The organism is Stieleria mannarensis (assembly GCF_014154935.1).
GTDB lineage: Bacteria > Planctomycetota > Planctomycetia > Pirellulales > Pirellulaceae > Stieleria > Stieleria mannarensis.
Genome location: NZ_JACEHH010000010.1, coordinates 193,922 through 215,184, shown reverse-complemented (window position 1 = coordinate 215,184; position 21,263 = coordinate 193,922). Strand labels below are relative to the sequence as shown.

At 60.6% G+C, this 21,263-nt stretch carries 13 protein-coding genes; 9 read left to right on the top strand and 4 right to left on the bottom strand.

Features of this window, described 5'->3' with window-relative positions; genetic code table 11:
• Positions 1-503 precede the first annotated feature (503 nt).
• From H1B37_RS09495 to H1B37_RS09485, 3 genes are all read right to left on the bottom strand, one after another.
• The gene (locus tag H1B37_RS09495) at positions 504-3,818 is read right to left on the bottom strand and encodes a transglutaminase family protein (RefSeq protein WP_182866398.1); all 3,315 of its coding nucleotides are present in this window, start codon (positions 3,816-3,818) and stop codon (positions 504-506) included.
• Positions 3,815-4,765 carry an alpha-E domain-containing protein gene (locus H1B37_RS09490; protein WP_182866397.1) on the bottom strand — a complete coding sequence of 317 codons (951 nt, stop codon included), beginning with the start codon at positions 4,763-4,765 and terminating at the stop codon, positions 3,815-3,817. The genes H1B37_RS09495 and H1B37_RS09490 overlap by 4 nt, the downstream gene beginning before the upstream one ends.
• Positions 4,766-4,903: 138 nt before the next feature.
• The gene (locus H1B37_RS09485; protein ID WP_182866396.1) at positions 4,904-6,466 is read right to left on the bottom strand and encodes a circularly permuted type 2 ATP-grasp protein; all 1,563 of its coding nucleotides are present in this window, start codon (positions 6,464-6,466) and stop codon (positions 4,904-4,906) included.
• Positions 6,467-6,711: 245 nt separating this feature from the next.
• Here H1B37_RS09485 and H1B37_RS09480 point away from each other — a divergent pair, with 245 nt between their 5' ends.
• The 7 genes from H1B37_RS09480 (at position 6,712) to H1B37_RS09450 (ending at position 15,709) form a co-directional block, all read left to right on the top strand.
• Positions 6,712-9,060 carry a hypothetical protein gene (locus H1B37_RS09480; RefSeq protein WP_182866395.1) on the top strand — a complete coding sequence of 783 codons (2,349 nt, stop codon included), beginning with the start codon at positions 6,712-6,714 and terminating at the stop codon, positions 9,058-9,060.
• A gap of 196 nt (positions 9,061-9,256) precedes the next feature.
• Positions 9,257-10,156, top strand: a complete 900-nt coding sequence (gene fliP, locus H1B37_RS09475) for a flagellar type III secretion system pore protein FliP (RefSeq protein ID WP_286177562.1) — start codon at positions 9,257-9,259, stop codon at positions 10,154-10,156.
• Positions 10,157-10,420: a flagellar biosynthetic protein FliQ gene (locus tag H1B37_RS09470; protein WP_182866394.1), complete on the top strand. Its 264-nt coding sequence runs from the start codon at positions 10,157-10,159 to the stop codon at positions 10,418-10,420.
• 175 nt (positions 10,421-10,595) lie between these two features.
• On the top strand, positions 10,596-11,387 hold the full coding sequence (locus H1B37_RS09465) for a flagellar biosynthetic protein FliR (protein ID WP_182866393.1): 792 nt from the start codon (positions 10,596-10,598) through the stop codon (positions 11,385-11,387).
• 3 nt (positions 11,388-11,390) lie between these two features.
• Complete coding sequence (locus tag H1B37_RS09460; RefSeq protein WP_182866392.1) at positions 11,391-12,134, top strand: EscU/YscU/HrcU family type III secretion system export apparatus switch protein; 744 nt, start codon at positions 11,391-11,393, stop codon at positions 12,132-12,134.
• A gap of 444 nt (positions 12,135-12,578) precedes the next feature.
• Positions 12,579-14,168, top strand: coding sequence for a 2-isopropylmalate synthase (locus tag H1B37_RS09455; RefSeq protein ID WP_286177561.1), 1,590 nt, complete (start codon positions 12,579-12,581; stop codon positions 14,166-14,168).
• 434 nt (positions 14,169-14,602) lie between these two features.
• Complete coding sequence (locus tag H1B37_RS09450; RefSeq protein WP_182866391.1) at positions 14,603-15,709, top strand: DUF1559 family PulG-like putative transporter; 1,107 nt, start codon at positions 14,603-14,605, stop codon at positions 15,707-15,709.
• 116 nt (positions 15,710-15,825) lie between these two features.
• Here the strand turns inward: H1B37_RS09450 and H1B37_RS09445 are convergent, their stop codons facing one another.
• The gene (locus H1B37_RS09445) at positions 15,826-17,769 is read right to left on the bottom strand and encodes a glucuronate isomerase (protein ID WP_182866390.1); all 1,944 of its coding nucleotides are present in this window, start codon (positions 17,767-17,769) and stop codon (positions 15,826-15,828) included.
• A 293-nt stretch (positions 17,770-18,062) separates the two neighbouring features.
• Here H1B37_RS09445 and H1B37_RS09440 point away from each other — a divergent pair, with 293 nt between their 5' ends.
• Both H1B37_RS09440 and H1B37_RS09435 read left to right on the top strand, forming a co-directional pair.
• The gene (locus tag H1B37_RS09440) at positions 18,063-19,724 is read left to right on the top strand and encodes a S1C family serine protease (protein WP_286177560.1); all 1,662 of its coding nucleotides are present in this window, start codon (positions 18,063-18,065) and stop codon (positions 19,722-19,724) included.
• A gap of 335 nt (positions 19,725-20,059) precedes the next feature.
• Positions 20,060-21,247, top strand: a complete 1,188-nt coding sequence (locus tag H1B37_RS09435; RefSeq protein WP_182866389.1) for a formylglycine-generating enzyme family protein — start codon at positions 20,060-20,062, stop codon at positions 21,245-21,247.
• The last annotated feature ends 16 nt before the right edge of the window (positions 21,248-21,263 follow it).

The following is a 21,263-nucleotide window of genomic DNA, read 5'->3' as shown; positions in this document are numbered from 1 at the left end:
AGGTGCTGCACCGCAGTCGGCGAGTTGAGTTTGTTTTTGAGTTCCGGTCGATCGCGCCGACGCGGTGACCACAGGCCGTTCACGCTCTCGACTGCTTGAAACGGAGTCCGAGATTCGCGTGGATTAGCGGTTCGTGTTTCCGGCGTTTTGGCACGGCTAATGAACGCCGATGAACGCTAATGCCAGTACCCGAGCTTGCGGCCACCGGGATTTCTCAGACCTCCGTTTCCTGTTATTCGCTCCTGAAGTCAGGGTTCGACAGGTGCGCTGACGTACTTGCTGGAAGGGGCTCACGCAAAGTCGCCAAGACTTTCGCAAACCGTGGGCCCTCTCTGGCGTTTGCTTGCTGCGCAAACGCCGTCTCTCCCAGAGGGAGAGAATCTAAATTGGTCGCCAAATGCGGCTGCAATAGAATCAACGTCCCCCGCAGCGACAACGGGCGGATAAAGCCTGCACACCCACACGCGACCCGCCCGGAACGGCATCGTCTCAGGAGAAGCGTGTTAGTTTCTGACCACCTTGCGCAGGTCGAACGTCACGGGGAAATCGTTGGGCGAGTCGACTGGGGGCAGATCGGGCAGCACCAGGCGGCCGCCGGTCACGGTGCCGGTGTGGAACCGGGCCGAGCGACGTGTTTCCGCTTCGTTGGCGTTGACCGGATAGATCTCGTGGGCCCGTCCGCTGGGGTCGGAGACGAAGTAGCGGCAACCGCCGACCGAGTGTTCGGTGAAGCGGTCCACGATGTCAAACTGCAGCGGCACATGAACACCGATCGTCGGGTGCAAACAACGCGGCGGCTGCCAAGCGCGGAACTTGATCCCCGCCAAGTACTGCCCGGCGACTTCGCTGGGGTGCATCGGGACGCGACGACCGTTGCACAGCACGGCATACCGCGCGGGATCGAAACCGTCCAAACTGATCTGCACCCGTTCCATCGACGAATCCACAAAACGAGCCGTGCCGCCGCCGGACGGTTCTTCGCCCATCAAATACCACGGTTCGATCGCCCCGCGCAATTCCATCCGTGCATCGCCGAGCACGACTTCACCGATCTTGGGAAAACGGAACTCGTAGTGCGGCAAGAACCACTCCAGTTTCAAATCGACGCCCATCTGGCGGAGCACACTGAGCAGTTCGTCCAAATCATTCCAGACAAAATGCGGCAGCATGAAGCGGTCGTACAGCGACGTGCCCCAACGCGCCAGCGGTTGCTTGTAGGGCTGATTCCAAAACGCCGCGACGATTCCGCGGATCAACAATTGCTGAGCCAGATTCATCCGCGCGTTGGGCGGCATCTCAAAACCGCGGAACTCCACCAGCCCCAAACGGCCGGTGCTGGAATCGGGCGAGTAGAGCTTGTCGATACAGATCTCGGCGCGGTGGGTGTTGCCGGTCAAATCGACCAACAAATCTCGGTACAAGCGGTCGACCGTCCAAGGCATGATTTGCTGCCCCTCGCGATAGAACCGCTCCATTTCCACCAGCGCGATTTCCATCTCGTGAACGCTGTCCCGTCGGGCCTCGTCCATCCGCGGTGCCTGGCTGGTCGGGCCGATGAATTTGCCGCTGAACAAATACGACAGGGCAGGGTGATTGTGCCAGAAACGAATCATGCTGGCCAACAAGTCCGGCCGACGAATGAAGGGGCTGTCGGTCGGGGTCTTGCCGCCGAGCACGACGTGGGCACCGCCACCGGTCCCGGTGTGCATGCCGTCGATGTCAAACTTCTGTGCCGTCAATCGACTCTCGCGGGCTTCGCGATAAATCGTCTCGGTCAAATCGACCAAATCGCGCCACGACGACGTGGGTTGGACATTGACTTCGATCACGCCGGGATCGGGCGTGACCTTGAACATTTCGATGCGGTGGTCGTGCGGCGGCAAATAGCCTTCCAGGACGACCGGGATGTCCAAATCGACACAGGTTTCTTCGACGGCCGAGACCAGATCGAGGTAGTCTTCCAGGTTTTGCGTCGGGGGCATGAAGACGTGCAGTCGGCCGAAACGACACTCGACACACAACGCCGTCGGAATCACTTCAGCCTCCAGCGGCCTGTCGTCTTCACGGCGCAGTTGCTCTCGGACCTGTTCGATTCGCTGTTGGTCTTGCCGGATGGTCGGAACCTCAGGCAACGGATTGCGTGGCGCAAACGGATCGTAGGGCAGAGAGTCGGCCGGCGAGAGCGCGGCGGATTTGGGCAGACTGTCCAGCGGCAATCGCAGCCCGATCGGAGAGTCACCGGGGATGACAAACACTTTTTCGCCGCGGACCGGCCAACGTCCGCCGATCCAACCCGGATGGGCCTGCCACCAGGCGCGTTTGAGCGGCATCACGAACCCGACCGGTTTGTTCAGCCCTTGGGTGAAGGTGCGGACCATCATCGCCCGTTCGTTGGGGTCTTCCAACTTCGGGTCGGTCGGTTCGACATCGATCGGCAGCTTCTGTTCTTTCCACAGGTAGTGAAAGGTGTCCTCATAGACCGGCAGCGTGACCTTGGATTCGATCCCCAGCGTGACGGCCAGGTGTTTGACGAAGCGTTGGGCATCGTCGTGGGTGAACCCGTAATCCTTGCCTTCGTCGGCGATGTACTTGGGGTTTTGCCAAACCGGTTGTCCGTCTTTTCGCCACAAACAGGTCAGCGCCCAACGCGGCAGCGATTCGCCGGGGTACCATTTCCCCTGGCCGTAGTGCAGCAGCGCGCCGGGGGCGACGGTGTCGCGCAGCTTTAATAGCAAGACGTTGGAGAGCACGCGTTTTTCTTTGCCGACCGCATCGGTGTTCCACTGTGGGTGATCGACATCGTCGATGGCGACGAACGTCGGTTCCCCGCCCATCGTCAGCCGCACGTCGCCGATCGCCAAGACATCGTCGACTCGATCACCGGCCGCCAAGATCTCGGACCATTGATGGTCGGTGTAGGGTTTGGTGGTCCGCGGGGCTTCGACGATCCGGGTGACGGTCATCTCGTGCTGGAATTCGACTTCGCAGGGTTCGTGTCCGCCGGTGATCGGTGCGGCGTCGCTGTAGTGCGGCGTGCACGCCAACGGGATGTGCCCTTCGCCGGCCATCAAGCCGCTGGTCGGATCCAACCCGACCCATCCCGCGCCGGGCAAGTAAACCTCGGTCCAAGCGTGCAGATCACAAAAATCGGCCGTCGGTCCGGCCGGCCCTTCGAGCGGTTTTTCATCCGGTGCGAGTTGGATCAGATAGCCTGAAACAAACCGCGCGGCCATCCCGATATTGCGAAACGCTTGCACCAGCATCCAAGCCGAATCGCGACACGACCCGCTGGCCAGCTGCAACGTTTCCTCCGGCGACTGCACGCCCGGTTCCAGGCGGATCTTGTATTCGATCCGCTGCTGCGCCATACGATTGACGTCGACCAGAAAATCGATCACCCGCTCGGATTCTTTGGGCAATTTATCGATCCACTCCGCCAACAACGGCGTCATCGGGTCGGCGGCCAGGTAGGGTGCCAGCTGACGTTCGATTTCCGGAGCGTACTTAAACGGCCACGATTCGGCGCTTTCTTCGACGAAAAAATCGAACGGGTTGATCACCGTCATGTCGGCGACCAGATCGACCACGATCGACAATTCACGCGCCCGTTTGGGAAATACCAAGCGGGCCACGGGATTGGCAAAGGGGTCTTGTTGCCAATTGATGAAATGGTCTTCGGGGCGAATGCTCAGATCGTAGGAAACGATTTTGGTGCGGCCGTGATAGGCCGGTCGAAGGCGAACTTTTTGGGGGCCCAGCCCGATCGCGCGGTCGTATTGATACTGAGTCTTGTGGTGGAGAGCGACGCGGATGGTCATGCAGAGTAAGTGGCGTAAAAGTAGTCTTGTCCGAGTGAATCACCGACGGCGTTGAGTTCAACCTGCAAGCGATCGATAAACTGGTGCATGCCGCCGGCGATGACTTCTTTGACGTTGGTGTTTTCCAAACGGTGGCGAAGTGCGGCGATCCGCTGCCTGGCTTGGCCGGGCAACTCCGTTTCCGATTCGTTTTCGATCTCGCGGAGCGATCGATCCACGCCGGCGATGCAGGAATAAATGCTGCGTGGAAACGTACGATGAAACAAGAAAAACGCCACGATCTTTTCGATATCCATCAGCTGATGTTCGCGACGATAGGCTTCAAAACCGCTGATCGCCAGCAGCAACGTGGACCACTGCAGGTCATCCACGGCGGTACCGACGTCTTCGACCCTTGGCAACAGGTTGAAATACTTGACGTCCAAGATCCGTGACGTCTTGTCGGCACGTTCGAGTAAACGCCCGACATTCATGAAGTGCCAGGCCGTGTTGTGGGCCATGGTGTTATCCAGCACGCCGGTCCACATCAACGCATAGTCGCGGACCTGATCAAAAAACTCGGCCGTCGGATCGGTCAACTGCGGCGGGCTGCTGTCGCGAACGAAATGATAAAAGTTGTTCAGCTGTTCGAAGGCCTCGGTCGACAACGCTTCACGCACACTCCGCGCGTTCTCACGCGAGGCCCGCAGACACGTCAGCATCGAACTGTGATACTCACCATCGAACGCCAGAAACTGCACCACATTCTGACACGTCGCTTTGCCGTACTTCTCCTTGAACCACTCGTTGTCTCCGGTCACCTGGACCAGCGGTTCCCAGGGATCGACCAGGTATTCGGGTTGGTCCAACGTCATGTGCAACGTCACTTCGATGAACCGGGCCAGGTTTTCAGCCCGCTCGGCTTGACGGCTCATCCAATAAATCGATTCAGCAACACGTGAAAGCATCTTTGGCTCTGCTAGGTTGTCCCCCGCCGGTTTCCCGACGGTTCTCGTCTATGTTTCCTTCGACTCGTTTGATTTGAACGAGCCGGTCCAAATGTCGATGGCCGATTCAGATCGGCCGGGCGGTCGTCGCACAAAGTGTCATTGATCGGGCGGATCGGTGTCGTCACCATGCACCGAAGCGACCGCTTGCCCTTGTTCGGCGACCACCCAGGTGTCCTTGCTGCCGCCGCCCTGGGATGAATTGACGACCAACGATCCCTTCCGCAGCGCCACGCGGGTCAGCCCGCCCGGCAAGACCCAGACGTCATCAGGACGGCTACACAAAATGTAGGGTCGCAAATCGACGTGACGTCCTTCCAGATGATCGTCGACGACGGTGGGGGCGCGGGAGAGTTGCAGGGTCGGCTGGGCGATCCAGTTCCGCGGGTCCTCATTGATCTTCTCGGCAAACGCGTCGCGTTCTTCTTGCGTCGCCTGGGGTCCGATCAGAATGCCATAGCCGCCCGACTCCCCGGCCGCCTTGATCACCAATTCATCCATGTGCGCCAACACGTATTTACGGTCTTCTTCCTTTTGACACACATAGGTCGGCACGTTGGGCAAGATCGGTTCTTCGTCCAAGTAATACTTGATCATGTCCGGAACGAACGCATAGATCACCTTGTCGTCGGCGATCCCTGTCCCCGGTGCGTTGGCCAGCGTCACGTTGCCGGCGCGGTAGGCGTCCATCAATCCGGCCACGCCCAGCACGCTGTCCTTTCGAAAGGTTTTCGGATCCAGAAACGCGTCATCGATGCGACGGTAAATCACGTCCACCCGTTGCAGCCCGCGGGTCGTTTTCATGTACACCAAGTCACTTTCGACGACCAGATCACGGCCCTCGACCAGCTGGACCCCCATTTTTTGTGCCAGGAACGAGTGCTCGTAGTACGCGCTGTTGAAAACCCCCGGTGTCAGCACCACGACCATCGGATCGGAAACGTGCGGCGGGGCGACGTCACGCAACAGCTGAAACAGACGCGACGTGTAGTCGGTCACCGGACGGACCCGCGAGGCGCCGAACACCTGCGGAAAGTTACGTTTCATCACGTGGCGGTTTTGCAGCACATACGACACCCCCGACGGGCAGCGCAAATTGTCCTCCAGCACATACACCGTTCCGCTGTTGTCACGCACCAGGTCGGTCCCCGTGATGTGACACCACACGTCATTGAACGGTTTCAAACCGCGGCACTCTTTAAGGTAGGCCGGCGCCGTATCGACCAACTCCGCCGGAATGATCCCCTCTTTGATGATGGTCCGTTCGTTGTAGACGTCGCACAGAAACCGATTGAGCGCTCGGATTCGCTGGCGCAGTCCGGCATCAATGTGTTTCCACAGAATCGCCGAAACGATCCGCGGAACCACATCAAACGGCATGATCTTTTCCGTTCCCGACTTGTCGCTGTAGACGGTGAACGTGATCCCCATTCGATACAGCGCCTGCTCGATCGCGTGCTGACGACGCAGCAGTTCTTTCGGCGGCAGGCGGTTGAACAACGACACCAACGCTTCGGCGTCGGGCCGAGCGACGTTGTTCTGGTCCACCAGTTCGTCAAAGAAACCGTCCGTCTGGTAGTCGGGCAGCGTCGGAATCGGACCGGCAGATTGAACCTGAGACAGTGAAACCTGAGACAGAGATCCGGAAGTTTGTTTTTGCATGGCGGAGTTTTCGACACCCCGGCGAACGGGGCGCGGCAGGCAAACGACACGAAGGAAAAGGACGTTCGGTGGTTGGACTGGATCCGCCAAGTTCCAGACGATCGACCAGATTTTAATCACATCCGCGTCCGGACGCCTCCAGGAACCCGCCTGGCAGGCCATTGCGGGGAACAGCCCTCCCGAAAGCTCACTTTAAGGGAATCGCGTGGGCTTCGCATGCGTCTCTCGGCAAAGATTCCAGCGGATTGAACGAATTGCGAGGCGTTTTTCCGCTCGACCGCTGCATCGGCGGGCTCTGTCCGTTTATGCTCGTCTGGGGGTTGATGCTCGTCTGCTTCCCCGCTTCTCAAGTCTCCGTGCCCGCCGATCCTGTGCCCGCCGATCCTGTGCCCGCCGACACCCTGAAACGTTTGCCGCTGTATTCGCTCGCCGCGGGCACCATCGTCGCGATCGTGCTGATCATTTTTGCCGTGTCTCGAATCCCCATCCCGAACATCGGCCTGGGGGCACTCGGTTTGCTGCCGCTCGCCGCGGCACTGGTCGATTCGGTCCGTTTGAAAGGCAAATTCGCCGCGGCAGGATCCAAACGAACCGGCGGGGCAGGGCAGGGCGGTCGCGACAAGGCCGGCCGATCAAGCGACGCGGCGGAGCTGACCGAGTGGTTGGACCAACGCGCCGAATCGCTGGCGGTGCGTGAGCGAGACTTGAACGCGCGGGCATTGTCGCTGCAACAGTGGTTGCAGTTTCCCGATGCGATCGATTTCAAACACCCCGATGATCTCCGCCCGCGACCGCAGCAAGACGTGCCTGCGATTTCGGCCGATGATCCGATGGCCCGGCACGACCGCCAATTGCTGGAACTGGTCGAAATCAAAACGCACGAGTTGTTTGACAGCATTAAACACGATGCCTATCGCAAAGACAGCGGCGACCGCAAAGTGTTTGACAACGAGCGAATCCGCAGCGACATCGTCGCGTTGGTTTCCGACGTCGTGGCGATCTATCGCCCCGGAGAAACGTCCCCGCTTTTGAAGACCAACGTCGACGCTGTTTCACGCGCCGTCGGACGCGCCTCACTCAGATTGTTGGTCGCGGTGGAAAGTCTGCCGGGAGGGCTGGCGAGTTACGATTTCCAGTCGATCTACAACGTGGTGATGCGAGCGGTCAAAACGTTCGGGATCTACAAATCCGCCAAACCCTACATCGATGTCGCCTCCCACGTGCTGTTCGCCGGACGAATCGTCAGCAGCACCAATCCGCTGACCCTGGTCGCGTGGTGGGCGGCCAGCAAAGCGACCACCTATGGCGCGTCCAAGCTGGGCGAGCACGTGCTGGACCAACAAGCCGTCGGGCTGATCCGGCAACTGGTCGAGATCATTGCCATCGAAGTCGCGTCGATCTACAGCCCGATGGTCCGCTACCGCGACGTGCACTGGATTTACGGCGTCGAACTGGTCCACTTGGCCGGCGAACTGGGCATTTCCGATTCGGCCCGCGTGGCGGCGATGAAACAGCTGGCGGCACTGAACCTGCGCGATGAATACGGACGCGTTTCGCTGATCCGGCATCTGGCCGACGGCACCACATCACGACCGGCCAACTACCAACCCGCGCAATCCTTGTCCGCATCCGACCGCAGGATCGTCGCCGAGCGGTTGGAAGCGTTCTTGCTAAGTCATGTCCTGATCGACAAACGCAACCGGCCGCAAAAATCGCTGATCGATGCCTGGCAGTCCGCGGCGGCCGATCGACTGGAAATCCAGTTCCGCGCCGGCAACGTCGACGCGTCGACCGAGGAACAATCCGAGCGTGCGGTCGTGGCGTTGATGGCATTTGCCTTGCAGCACTTCGGCGACGAACCCGACGCCGCCATCGGTCGGATCCAATCCACCAAGACCTGGAACGCGATCGATTCTTCGACCCGCGCAAAATTGACTCGAGAACTCGAAGCCGATCCGCCGTTTCTGTATCACCCGCCCGACGTGGATCCGGACGGCGACGTCTGCGAGCGTTTTCTGGGTGACCTGATCGAGCTGGCCGGCAGCGGTCGCAAACCGCCACCGTTGCTGGAGACGGGGCCTGGAGTTGAAAACAATGGGGTCGAACTGGCGATTTGGCCGGGCGAGAACGCCCTCCGCGTGTCCGCGTACTTCCTCCGCGCCGACGCCGAAGCTGCCGTCAAACGATATCGCCAATCCGACGCGGTGCACTTGCTGGGCAAGCCCAATCCGCCCAGCCTGTCGCCCGAGATCGCCGGGGCACTGCACTACCTGGCCGGGAAGTCCGGCACCAGCGGGTCGATCCGCTGCGTGTTCAGCGATGCCAGGATCGAGACGACTCAGCAACCCGTTGCGCTGGCGCGAATCGGTCCGACACTGATCTGTTTTCGACTTCAGGCGGAAGCCGACCCGTCAACCGTCAAGCTATTCGTCGTGTCCCGCGCTTCGGTCGCCGAGGCGAGAATCGAAAAAGTCGCCGGGTATGTCCGCAGCGATTGCCGCGTGACGTTTCCCGATGCGACGACGCTGCTGGTCCCGGGCAGCACCCTGGCCGGCTACGACGCCTACTTCGCCGACCTGCGAGACACCGCGTGAAGCCCAGCGATGCCATCGTGAAGCGTGAGCGAGCGGCCCAAGGGGTTTACCCCGCCTCCAGCGCCCGCCATTGGCTCACGCCAAGACCGCAAAAAACTAATCTTTCGATTTCTGCATGCTTTTTCCTAAAGTCCCGGTCGCTGGCGGCCGACGGGGTCGCCGCGCCCGCTGACTCACTCGCGACCGGGTCCCGACCTTGAACCGCTTGCTGCCACTCTTGCTGCTCCTGACGCTGTTGACACTGCTGTGTCCGGCCAGGGTAACCGCAGAGCAGGGCAGTAATGTCGCAGAGCAGGGCAGTAATGTCGCAGAGCAGGGCAGGGCGGTCGCGGCCGACGACTCAGTTCCACAGTTAGTTTCACGGCCGACGATCTCGCTGTCGGCCGAGGCGATCGAAACCATCGCCGGCGGCCCCGAATCCTGGGCCAGCCCTGACAAGGTCGGCGGCAGCATCCAAACGATGTTGTTGCTGTCGGTGGTTTCGCTCGCCCCCGCAATCCTGTTGATGACGACCTGCTATATCCGCATCATCGTCGTGCTCTCGCTGCTGCGACAAGCGATCGGATTGCAAGCCTTGCCACCGACGCAGGTGCTGACCAGCATTTCGCTGTTCATGACGCTGTTGGTGATGACACCGGTCTGGACCCGCGTCTACGACGAAGCGATCAAACCCTACACCGACCCGGACACGGAGATGACGCTGGCGGAGGCCTATGAAGCCGGCGCGTTGCCGGTCCGCGAGTTCATGTCGAAACAAATCGCCGCCGCGAAGAACCACGCCGACGTGGTGCTGTTTTATCGACACGCCGTCCCGGACGGGCCGACCCCGAGTTCCTTTGCCGACATCCCGATCCGTGTGCTGTTGCCGGCGTTCGTGATCAGCGAGTTGAAGATCGCGTTCTTGATGGGATTCAGCATCTACCTGCCGTTCCTGGTCGTCGACATCGTGGTGGCCAGCGTGACGATGTCGATGGGGATGTTCATGTTGCCGCCGGCGATGATTTCGCTGCCGCTGAAGCTGTTGTTGTTCGTGCTGGTCAATGGCTGGCACTTGGTCGTGGGAATGTTGTTAGCCAGTTTTGGACCGGTGGGTTAGATGACGCTCGATTCCAGCCAAGCCGTCGATCTGTGCCGCCAAGCGTTGATGCTGGCCGCGATGTTGGCCGCCCCCGTGTTGTTGATCGGTGCGGTCGTCGGCATCGTGACCGGGTTGTTGCAAACGCTGTTTCAAATCCAAGATCAATCGATTTCCTTTGTGCCCAAATTGATCGTGTCCAGTCTGGTGCTGTTGGCCTGCATGCCGTGGATGTTTTCGCGGATGATCGAATTCACCCAGACCATGTTTGTCGGTTCGCCGTAGCAGAATGGTGGGATAGGCTTCCAGCCTGTCACTCAGCATCGACAGGCTGGAAGCCTATCCCACATCCAGCATCGACAGGCTAGAAGCCTATCCCACATCCAGCATCGACAGGCTAGAAGCCTATCCCACATCCAATATCGACAGGCTGGAAGCCTATCCCACTGAGTTTTGCTCGATGAATTTCTACGACACGCTCGGCGACGTGACCGGACAATGGCTGCTGCACCAGCTGATGGTCTCTGCGATGGTCGCGTGTCGGCTCGGTGGACTGGTCGCCGCGCTGCCGGTCCTTTCCAGCGAGCTGCCGATGCGAATTCGCGTGCTGTTGGTACTCGCGATCACGCTGGTGCTGGTCCCCGGCGTCGGCGCCGCGATTCCCTCTGCCGGAACCGAGCTTGCCGGAATCGAGATCCTCTTTTCCGCCGGACGCGAAGTCATCTTTGGGATGATCATCGGTGGCGTCGTTCAACTGCTGGTCTCGGGCGTCTCCCTGGCCGGCGAACTGATTTCCAACGCGACGGGCATGCAGTTGGCGCAAACCGCCGATCCGTCCAGCGGCGAGCCCGTCCCGCAACTTTCGCGGTTGCTGGGGCTGTTGGTGACGGCCGTCCTGTTCGCCGTCGGCGGGCATCGCTTGCTGATCGATGCGTTGCTGACCAGCTTTCACCGGTTCCCGCCGATGACCGTTTCAATTGATCAAACGCTCTCCGCGTTGGTGATCGACCATCTGGCGATCGGCATCGAATCGGGCCTTCGCGTCGCCGCGCCGGTGGTCGCCTGCGTGATGCTGACCAATTTGGTCGTGGCGTTGGTCAGCCGGACCGTGCCACAATTGAATGTCTTGGCGATCGGATTGAACATCAACGTGATGGCGGCGCTGTTGCTGATGGCATTGACGATCGGATCGGCCGGCCTGGTGTTTGAAACCGAACTTTCCAACGCGATCACGAGGCTGGGGCTGCAGTAATCGATGTCCGAAAAAATTCATCCGCCGACTCCACGCCGACGCAAGCAAGCGAAAGAGCAGGGCAGGGCACCGCGCAGCAGCGACGTGGTCTCTGCCGGTTCCTTGCTGGTGATGACGTGTTTGCTGTCGTGGTTCGGTCCCGGGTTAGCACAATCGCTGACCGCGTCATTGACCGATTCCTTCAGCCAACCGGTCGCGCTGTCGATGGATACATGGGAATCTCAGCGCCAAATCCTCAAAGCGTTTGCGGCGGCCGGAACGATGTTGCTGCCGATGCTGGTCGCGATGCTGATGTGCGGCGTCGCGTTGAATCTGCTGCAGACCGGTGTGATGATGACGCCGTCCAAACTGGCTCCATCCCTGGACCGGATCTCGCCTGGGGCGCGGCTGCAATCGATGACCTCGGCGCGTTCGCTGGGGCGATTCGCCATCACGCTGCTGAAACTGATCGCCGTCAGCGCCGTCGCCATCGGAGTGGTCCGCTACAGTCTGCCGGCCTTGATCGGCGTGACCCAGCTGCCGATGGCCGCGATCGCGACGACCATCTTTGACACCTTGATCGGATGCTGTTTTTGGATGGGCGCCACGCTGCTGGCCCTGGCCAGCGTGGATTACGCGTTGGCCCGATGGCAACACGAACGCGATTTGATGATGACCGAACAAGAGCTGCGCGAGGAAATGCGGGACGCCCAACGGGCGGCCCCCGCGGCAAGTGCGAGGACGCAAGCGGTGCAGGGGGTGGCGTAGGCGCCGGTCAAACGTAGCTACCTTCGCCAGAAAGTGGGCTCCAGGCGTTCTCCACGCTCTGGCGAGCGTAGCTACGTCGACGCAACCCGCTGGCCGGCGCGTCCCGACCGGTAGCCGGCGCGAACCCGCCGGCGGACTTCCGCGTCGGAGTTGCTGAGCAAATTGACTTGACGCCCCCGGGCCCCCTGATCTACGCTACACCGCATGAACATTAGCTTGCTAACCCTTCTACTACTCCTACTGCTACTGCCAGACGGGCGGGAGATGAAGGTTTGCACGCTTCGATTGACAAACCGCTGACACGCGGAATCAAACGAAAACACAGCGAAAACCCGAGTCCCCGAGGACTCGGGTTTTTTTGTTGTTCCGACGAAGGCCCCGGGTTTTTGGGATCCCCGTGTTTTTTAAACGCCCCCTGTTTCCCATACTATCCGAACCCTATTGATGGACACCGTCATGGAATCCGCCACCCCCGACTCTCCGACCGCACCCCGCGAAGCCGTGCCACAAACCACTCCCCAATCCCAGCGTCAGATTCGTATCTTTGACACCACACTTCGCGACGGAGAGCAATCGCCCGGCGCGAGTATGAATTTGGCCGAAAAGCTGGAGGTTGCCCACGCACTGGCCGACTTGGGCGTCGACGTGATCGAAGCCGGTTTCCCGATCGCTTCGCCCGGCGATTTCGATGCGGTCAAACAGATCGCCGAAACCATCAAGGGTTCCACGATCTGCGGATTGGCCCGCTGCAATGACAAGGACATCTTGCGGGCGGCCGAAGCGGTCCAGAACGCCGAACAATCTCGCATCCACGTGTTCTTGGCGACCAGCGCGATCCACCGCGAGTTCAAGTTGCGGATGACGCCCGACGAGATCGTCCAGCGAGCCGTCGACGGAGTCAAATTGGCCGTCAGCAAATGCGGCGACGTCGAATTCTCGCCCGAAGACGCCTGCCGCACCGAACACGATTTTCTGTGCCGGGTGGTCGAAGCGGCGATCGACGCCGGGGCGACGACCATCAACGTGCCCGACACGGTGGGCTATGTCACGCCCGCGGAGATCTTCAAGATCTTTGACATGCTCCGCAACCGCGTGCCCAACATGGACAAAGCGGTCTTGAGCACCCATTGCCACGACGACTTGGGGATGGCGGTGGCCAACAGTCTGGCAGCCGTCGCCGCCGGGGCGGGCCAGATCGAATGCACCATCAACGGCATCGGCGAACGCGCCGGCAATGCCGCCCTGGAAGAAGTCGTGATGGCGATGAAGACCCGCGGCGATTTCTATGACTGCACCACCCGGATCAATTCCCAGCGGTTGGTCCCGGTCAGCCGACTGGTCAGCAAAGTCACCGGGATCAGCGTGCAACGCAACAAAGCCATCGTCGGTCGCAATGCGTTCGCACACGAATCGGGGATCCACCAAGACGGGATGCTGAAGGAACGCAGCACCTATGAAATCATGTCGCCCGAAGAAGTCGGGTTCGCCAAGACGGACTTGGTGCTGGGCAAACACAGCGGCCGCGCCGCGTTGGCCGACCGCGCCAAAACACTCGGCTTCCACATCGACGGCGAGGAACTGAATGCCGTCTTCGAACAGTTCAAGTTGCTGGCCGACAAGAAAAAGGAAATCTACGACGGCGACATCATCGCGCTGGTCCAACAGAAGATCAGCACCAGCGGCGGACAGACCTGGTCGTTGGTCGATTACGAAGTCACATGCACCAAACAGCAGGGGCCGCGCGTCAAGTTGACACTCAGCGACGGGGCCGAAGAAAAGTCCGCCGAAGTCACCGAGGGTGACGGACCGATCGATGCCGCGTTCTGGGCGGTCGAACAGATCACCGGCGTGCAGTTGGTCTGCAAGGACTACCGCGTCCGCAGCGCCACGCTCGGCCGCGACGCGATCGGCGAAGTCAATTTGGAAGTCGAACACAAGGGACGACTGTATCGCGGCACCGGCGTCAGCACCGACAGCGTGGAAAGCACGATTCTGGCCATGCTGAACGCCATCAACCGCATCGCCGCGGAGTGACGCGCGTCGTAGGGCATGCTGTGCATGCCGCTTTGGCAAGATTTGATCCCAGGCTCCGTCTGGGCTGCACAAGATCGTTCGATTCGTTCCCATTTTCGTTCGCAGGAATCTGGCGTTTTCGATTCCGCGAAACCCTCTTGGGATCAGCCGTTTGGCGCCAGCCTACGGGCTCCTTCAACACTGGGGGCTCAATAGACGCTGAGGCCCGAACGCTTGCGCCAATCGGCTGATGTCACTCGTGAGAAAGAAAACCCACGGATGGCAAAGCGTACCCACGGATCCCAGGCTGCTTTTCATCCGTGGGTACGCTTTGCCATCCGTGGGTGAACCTCCGTCCGATCCTTGAACCTGCCTCCTTACAAAATCAAGCCATCGCGCCGCCGTCCTGTTACGATGTCTAAAGGCAAACGCAACACTCGGCGAGGATCAGTTCATTGGCTCGTTCAAAACGGGGACTCAAAGCGATCGACGTCATCTTCTTGGGCGTCGCGACCGTGATGCTGGTGGGACTTTTATTGCCGGCCATCAGCAAGACAAGACGCCACGCCCCCACGGTCGTGTGCAAAAACAACCTCAAACAACTCGGACTGGCTGCACAGGTCTTTGATTCCGCTCGAGGCCGATTGCCGGGATACGTTCAAGGGCATGGCGTTTGGCGACCAGGCCCAATTTCCTCCACCTCAAAAACGTCCGACGCCGCTTTCGTTGGCACCCATCCGCACGAAAAAGTCGGCTCCTGGGTCGTCTCCCTGCTGCCCTATCTCGATCAGCAAGCCCTCTATGAGCGTTGGTCCTTAAACAAGTATCCGATTGCATTCGCAGCCCGAGGCCCGTTGACCGACGGTCGCGCCGGCATCGGATTCAATCAATCGATTGCCGCGTCGATCAGCATCCTGCAATGCCCGGAGGCGGCGGGTCGACCTGCGATTCCTGGTGAAAACAGCTACGCCTGCAACGCAGGCATGCACGCACCGTTGATGAGTCCGCAATTTATACGTTCGATGGCCGTGGCCAACGGCGTGTTCAACAACAGGTACCCGGGACGCGATCCCAACGGCGACACCGTTCCGCTCGGCCCCGACGTTCGTTTCGACGACATCGCGGACGGACTTTCCAACACGCTGCTGTTCACCGAGAACCTGCAAGCGATGCCGTGGCACCGCGCGGGGTTCATCGATGCCAAAGACCTCGTCCTGCGGGAAGGCCAAGAGCGTGTGTCGTATGAACCGACGTGCCGGTACACGCAAGGCATTGTTTGGCACCGAGAATCCGATGATCCCTCGAGCGGATTGCCCGCGATCAATCCGATCCACCGCATCAATTCCACGATCGCCGGGCGTCCGATCGAAGCACTGGAATTGACGCAAGCCAACGCCCACGACCTCGCTCGGCCGAGTTCGCTGCACCCCGGCGGCGTGAACATCGTGCTGGCCGACGGATCGTTGCGGTTCCTGAGCGAAACCGTTGATTACCGCGTCTATCAATCGCTGTTGGCACCCAACGATGCCCACAGCGACGCACCGCTGGAGGGGCTTGAGTGACCGGTTCCTGGCGTAGCGGAAGCCGCCAAGGCTTTCGGCCCCGCGCGGCGTCGCCGCGCCACCGCGAAACTCTTGGCGAGTTCCGCTACCAGTAAATCAAGCGAGCGGCCCGTCAGTCACGACTTGTCGAACACGCCGGCACCGAACCCGCCTTGATCCTCATCGCCACCTTCGTCTTCGCCGACGGGAAAATGCAACTCGCCGGTCATCGGATCGGGCTTGAGTTTCATCGAGTCGCTATCGGGGGTGAATTCTCCGTCGGCGGCCAACGGATGGATGTTGGAACCGGGGGCATCCGGACCGGTCGGATTCTCGTCTCGTTCTCCCAACAGGTCGCCGACGTCCAGCGGGCTCGGATCGATCTCCGCATCAAGCGTGGCGGCATCAAAATCACTGGAGGCGTCTTCCAACACCACATCAGCCACCTCCGCCGCATCGATCTCCTCGGCGGTCGGAATCGGGTCCAAGAACCCCAATTCGTCGTCCGACGCGTTGACCGTTTCGGCCAAGGGATCGACCTTGCCAAAACTCTCCGACCCGACCGTGCGATCGGAGTCATCGGTGACCGTCGCAAACCCGTCGTGCTCGTCGCCGGCATCGGAGTCGCCGGCATCGGAGTCGCTGGCCAGGAACGCCGACAGTTCCGAATCGTCGTCGGCCAAGCCCAATTCACCTTCACCGCCAGACGTCGCGACGACGATCGGTGAATCGGCTGCGTCGTTTGAATCGTCGATGGAATCCGCGTCGATCAACGGCGACCGAAAGACTTCATCGACGTTGCCACGCAACACCTGACGGCCCAGCTGAATCGCCTTCTCTTCGCTCCAACCGTTTTCGCCGACGAATTCGTCCGCCAGCACGCGTGACAAGATGCGACGGTACATGTCAAACTTGGGCAACACGAATTCCAACTTGTACGCGTCGCTGTAGTACGCGATCTGTTTGTTGCGTGGCACCGCTTCCAACCGCGCCGCCGCATCACGGTGAATGAACGACGGCGTGTTGCTGTACCACCAATGTCCGTTGGTCAGCACGTTGGGAAAGATCCAGCTGTAACTGACCAGTTCCTGGTTGGTCACGCTGGCCAGCACCGAGATCGGAAACTTGACCTTGGGGAACGCGTTGAACAGTTCCTTGTATTGGATCAATGAGACGCGACTGTCATACAGGTCTTGACCTTGGAAGACGCCGGAGGGATAGACGCCGCGGTTGACGCCGATCATCAAATCGAACGGCAATCCGTATTGATCGCACAATTCGGCGAGCGTCCAAAAGACACGTCGCGACAGCGCGTCCCGCTGTGCGTCTTCGGCCTGGGTGTCGTGGCGCAGGACATGATCCAACGCGTTTTGGGCCGCACCGTCGTCGACCATCGTGGGCTGGAAGGTCGGCGGGATCGAAATCGCACAGGCCCGGGCGCCGTGGGAGACGAAGTGTTCGAACCGTTGTTCCAGCGCCGCACGCAACGATCCCAGGGTTCCGTCCAGCGGCACGCCGCTGCAACGCTCCAGTCGCCCCCGGACCTCCGGTTTGGCCAGATGGAACACCAGGTCGTCGGTGCGAAGACAGGGGATGTAGGTGCTGGTGTCAAAACCCTCCAGTTCATCGTCGAAGTCATTGGTCAAAAAAACCGCTTCGACATTGCTGTGGTCCAGCACGGTTTGCGCCCAGCCGGCGCCGTTCATTTTCTCTTCCGCGGCGTCGTACAACGATTCCCAATTGTCCGGCGTGATCGCGTCGTCGGTGAAATCAAAAAACTCGCGACAGATCTGCAGCAACCAGTGGTAGTTGGCGGTGTTGGTGATGTTGCCCAGGCCGTGAACCATTCGCCGCACCAGCTCGCGGGGTCCGATGCCGGGTTCCTCGATCTCCTGCCGCGGCATCCCCGCCGAGTGGACCAATTCGGTGTAGTAGTGGTACCCCAAGATGTCCGCCAACGTGGTTGATGCGGGCGAGTGCGGATTGATGTGCGTGTGGGGGTCGACCAGCCGAATCGCAGAGATTGCCTGGTAGATCGTCTCGCGAGCCGAAGAGGTGTCACGTGCCGCTGAAGAAGCCATAAGGGATCAGGATCCGAAATACGAAAGGTGCGGTCAGTTCTTGTTTGCGCCCGACAGCATACCCCTCGGGACACCGTTTGGCTGGCCCCGGTACGGTCTGCGTCACCCGCAAAGCAAACGCCAATTGTCGCGCAAAGCGTGACCGAAGGCGAGCCACCCGAACCGGTTTTTCCGCCGGCAGAAACGGATTTGCTGCCGATTTGCAGAAAAAAACTTGCCGAACGGTAATCCTGTCGCGCTAGAATATGTGCTTTCCGTTTTCCGTCCGTTTGCGTGTGGGACCGAGCTCCATCATGGACCGACCGCCAGAAGGCCCGCAGCCTGAACCGCCCTCCGACGAACTCGCTGGTTCCCCACAGCACACTTCCGCCAGCGACCCGCACACTTCCGCCGGCGACCCGCACACTTCCGCCGGCGACCCGCCATCGCCCGAAACGGACCGCTTGTCGACCGCCCCATCGGCTGCGGATCGCCCCAGTGACCTGCCGGCCAGTGACCTGCCGGCCAGTGACCTGCCGGCCAGTGACCTGCCGGCCAGTGACCTGCCGGCCAGCGACCTGCCGCCAGCCGAACCGATCGAGGTGGAGAACATCGATCCGACCCGCACGCTGGTGTTCCATCGGTTTCACCCCCGAACCGCCGGCCCGCCCCGCCCGCACTTCGAGCCCCAGGCGGAGGCGGAAATCCCAACCGCGGAAATGACAGACACCGAAATCACGGACATCGATACTTCGGACATCGTCGTCACTCCCGCCCCGGAATCGATCACCGAAACCGAATCGATTTCGATCACCACGAAACATCGCCAGCACGCCCGCCGCAATGATCCCGTGCGGCACGGCGTGGTGATGTTGGCGACCGTCCTGGCGATGCTGGGCACGGCCCGCTACATCCTGCCGGGGATCGTCGAAGAAATCCGATACGCACAACACCGCGGACAGCTGCGGGCGGAATTCGAAGTCGCCGGCGAAGGCCTGAAAAACGTCTCCCTGGACACGCTCAGCCAGGCCTACCAGATGGTCAATGCGGCGGCCGGTCCCAGCGTGGTCCACATCGACATCCATCGCACCGACCACCAAGCGGTCGCTCACCATGACGTGCCCGGCGCACCGGCGATCCTGATCTCCGACCAGGGCAGTGGAGTTGTCGTTGACGCTGACGGTTACATCCTAACCAACCGCCACGTCGTCGCCGCCAGCGACCAGATCGCCGTCACCCTTAGCGACGGCCGGACAGTCGATGCCGTGATCGTCGGCACCGACGAATTGACCGACTTGGCGGTGCTGAAGGTCAACGCCGATCGCTTGATCCCGATCCCCTGGGGCGATAGCGAGCGAATTCGGGTGGGCTCTCCCGTCTGGGCGATCGGCAGCCCCTTCGGTCTGGACCGCACCGTCACCTTCGGGATCCTGAGCGGCAAACACCGCGTGGTCCGGGCCAAGGACCGGTACCAGGATTTCATGCAAAGCGATGTGGCGGTCAACCCGGGCAACAGCGGCGGACCGCTGGTCGATTCACGCGGCACGCTGATCGGAATCAACACCGCCATCGTCGGCGACACCTACCAGGGCGTCAGTTTTGCGATCCCCAGCGGCATCGCCAAAAAGATCTATTTGCAGCTGCGAGAAACGGGATCGATCGAGCGGGGTTGGCTGGGCGTATCGCTGGTCGAGGTCCCCGATGATCAATTACAGGACCAAAACCATCGCATCCGCGGGGCGATGATCGCCGCACTGGCCGACCAGAGTTCCGGGGCGGCGCGGGCCGGATTGAAACCCGGCGACTTGGTGATTTCGCTGAACCGAGAACGCGTGCGGAACGTCGATCACCTGATGCAATTGATCGGCAACGCGATGGCCGGCACCAACATTCAATTGGACATCGTCCGCGACGGCCAAGCGATGGAATTTGACGTGCTACTGGGCCGCCGCCCGCCGCCGCTGGACCTCCGCTAGGCTCTGTCCCAAAACCCGTAGCGGAAGCCGCCAAGGCTTTCGACTCGCAGCAGTCCACACGGGAAAAGCCGAAATTCTTGGCGAATTCCGCTACCACCTTCGACCCGTGCCGGGTTTAGGGACGTCGCAGGTCATCATTTTCTTACGCCCGCAATTTTCTTACCTGTCCTCGCCCGTGCCCCCCGGCACACCCGGGCGACGACTCCGCCCCTGACCGCCATTTTTGGTGTGTTTTCCCGCATTCAGCCGATCGAAAATCCTCGGCCCCTGCGCTATACTAAGATCGCGAAAACCCTCCGACTCTTTTCCAATTGCGAGACCCCAGCACCGTGAACATGCCCCGCGTCTTTGCTGTGATCGGCCTTTCCGTTTCCACAGCACTCGTTTCTTTCAGCTCCGCGGCGTCTGCGGACGATTCGATACCCGGAATCGCGGCCGAGAAACCCGCGGACGGCCCCTCGGTCAAGGTCGACGAAGGATACATGGTGCCCTACACCCTTCGCGTGCCAGGCACGGACGAAGAAGTGGAGATGATCCCGGTCCCCGGCGGCGAGTTTCTGTTCGGCAGCCCGGAGGACGAAGCGGACCGCCGCGACGACGAAGGCCCGCAAATCAAGGTCACCGTCGACCCGATGTGGGTCGCCAAGACCGAAGTCACGTGGGGCTTGTACAAGGAATACATGGAACTGTACGGCATCTTCAAAGAGTTCGAATCGAGTGGGATTCGAACGGTCAATGACGACAACAAGGTCGATGCGATCACCGCGCCGACGGAGTTGTACGACCCCACGTTCACCTACGAATACGGCGAAGAAGACGACCAACCCGCGGTCACCATGACCCAGTACTCGGCACAACAATTCACCAAGTGGATCAGTCTGGTCAGCGGCCAACAGTACCGATTGCCGACCGAAGCGGAATGGGAATACGCCGCCCGCGCCGGAACCGCCACGGCCTACTCGTGGGGCGATGACGCGGACGACATCGATGATTATGCCTGGTACTTCGACAACGCCGACGAAGGCCAAGTTGCCGTCGGAACCAAGAAACCCAACGCGTTCGGATTGCACGACATGCACGGCAACGTCGGCGAATGGACCGTCAACCAATACACCGAAGACGGCTACGCCGATTTCGCCGACAAGCAAGGCATCAACGCCATCGAACTGGTCAAGTGGCCCGAAGTCCCCTCGCCCTGCGTGGTCCGTGGCGGAACCTGGGAATCGGACGCCGAAGACCTCCGCAGCGCCGCCCGCATGGCCTCCGATGACGAAGAGTGGAAATCCGAAGACCCGAACTTTCCCCGCAGCCCCTGGTGGCACACCAGCGACCCCTCGCGGGGCGTCGGTTTCCGAATCTTCCGATCCTACAAACCTCTCTCCAAAGAAACGCTGACCAAGTTCTGGGAGCCCCAAGCCGAAGACACCTTGCTGGATGTCGAATCCCGGATGGACGGCGGACGTGGCGGCATGGGCGTGATCGACAAGGACCTGCCCAAAGCAATCGAAGAGCTCCAGAAATAGAGCGAACTCGATCGCC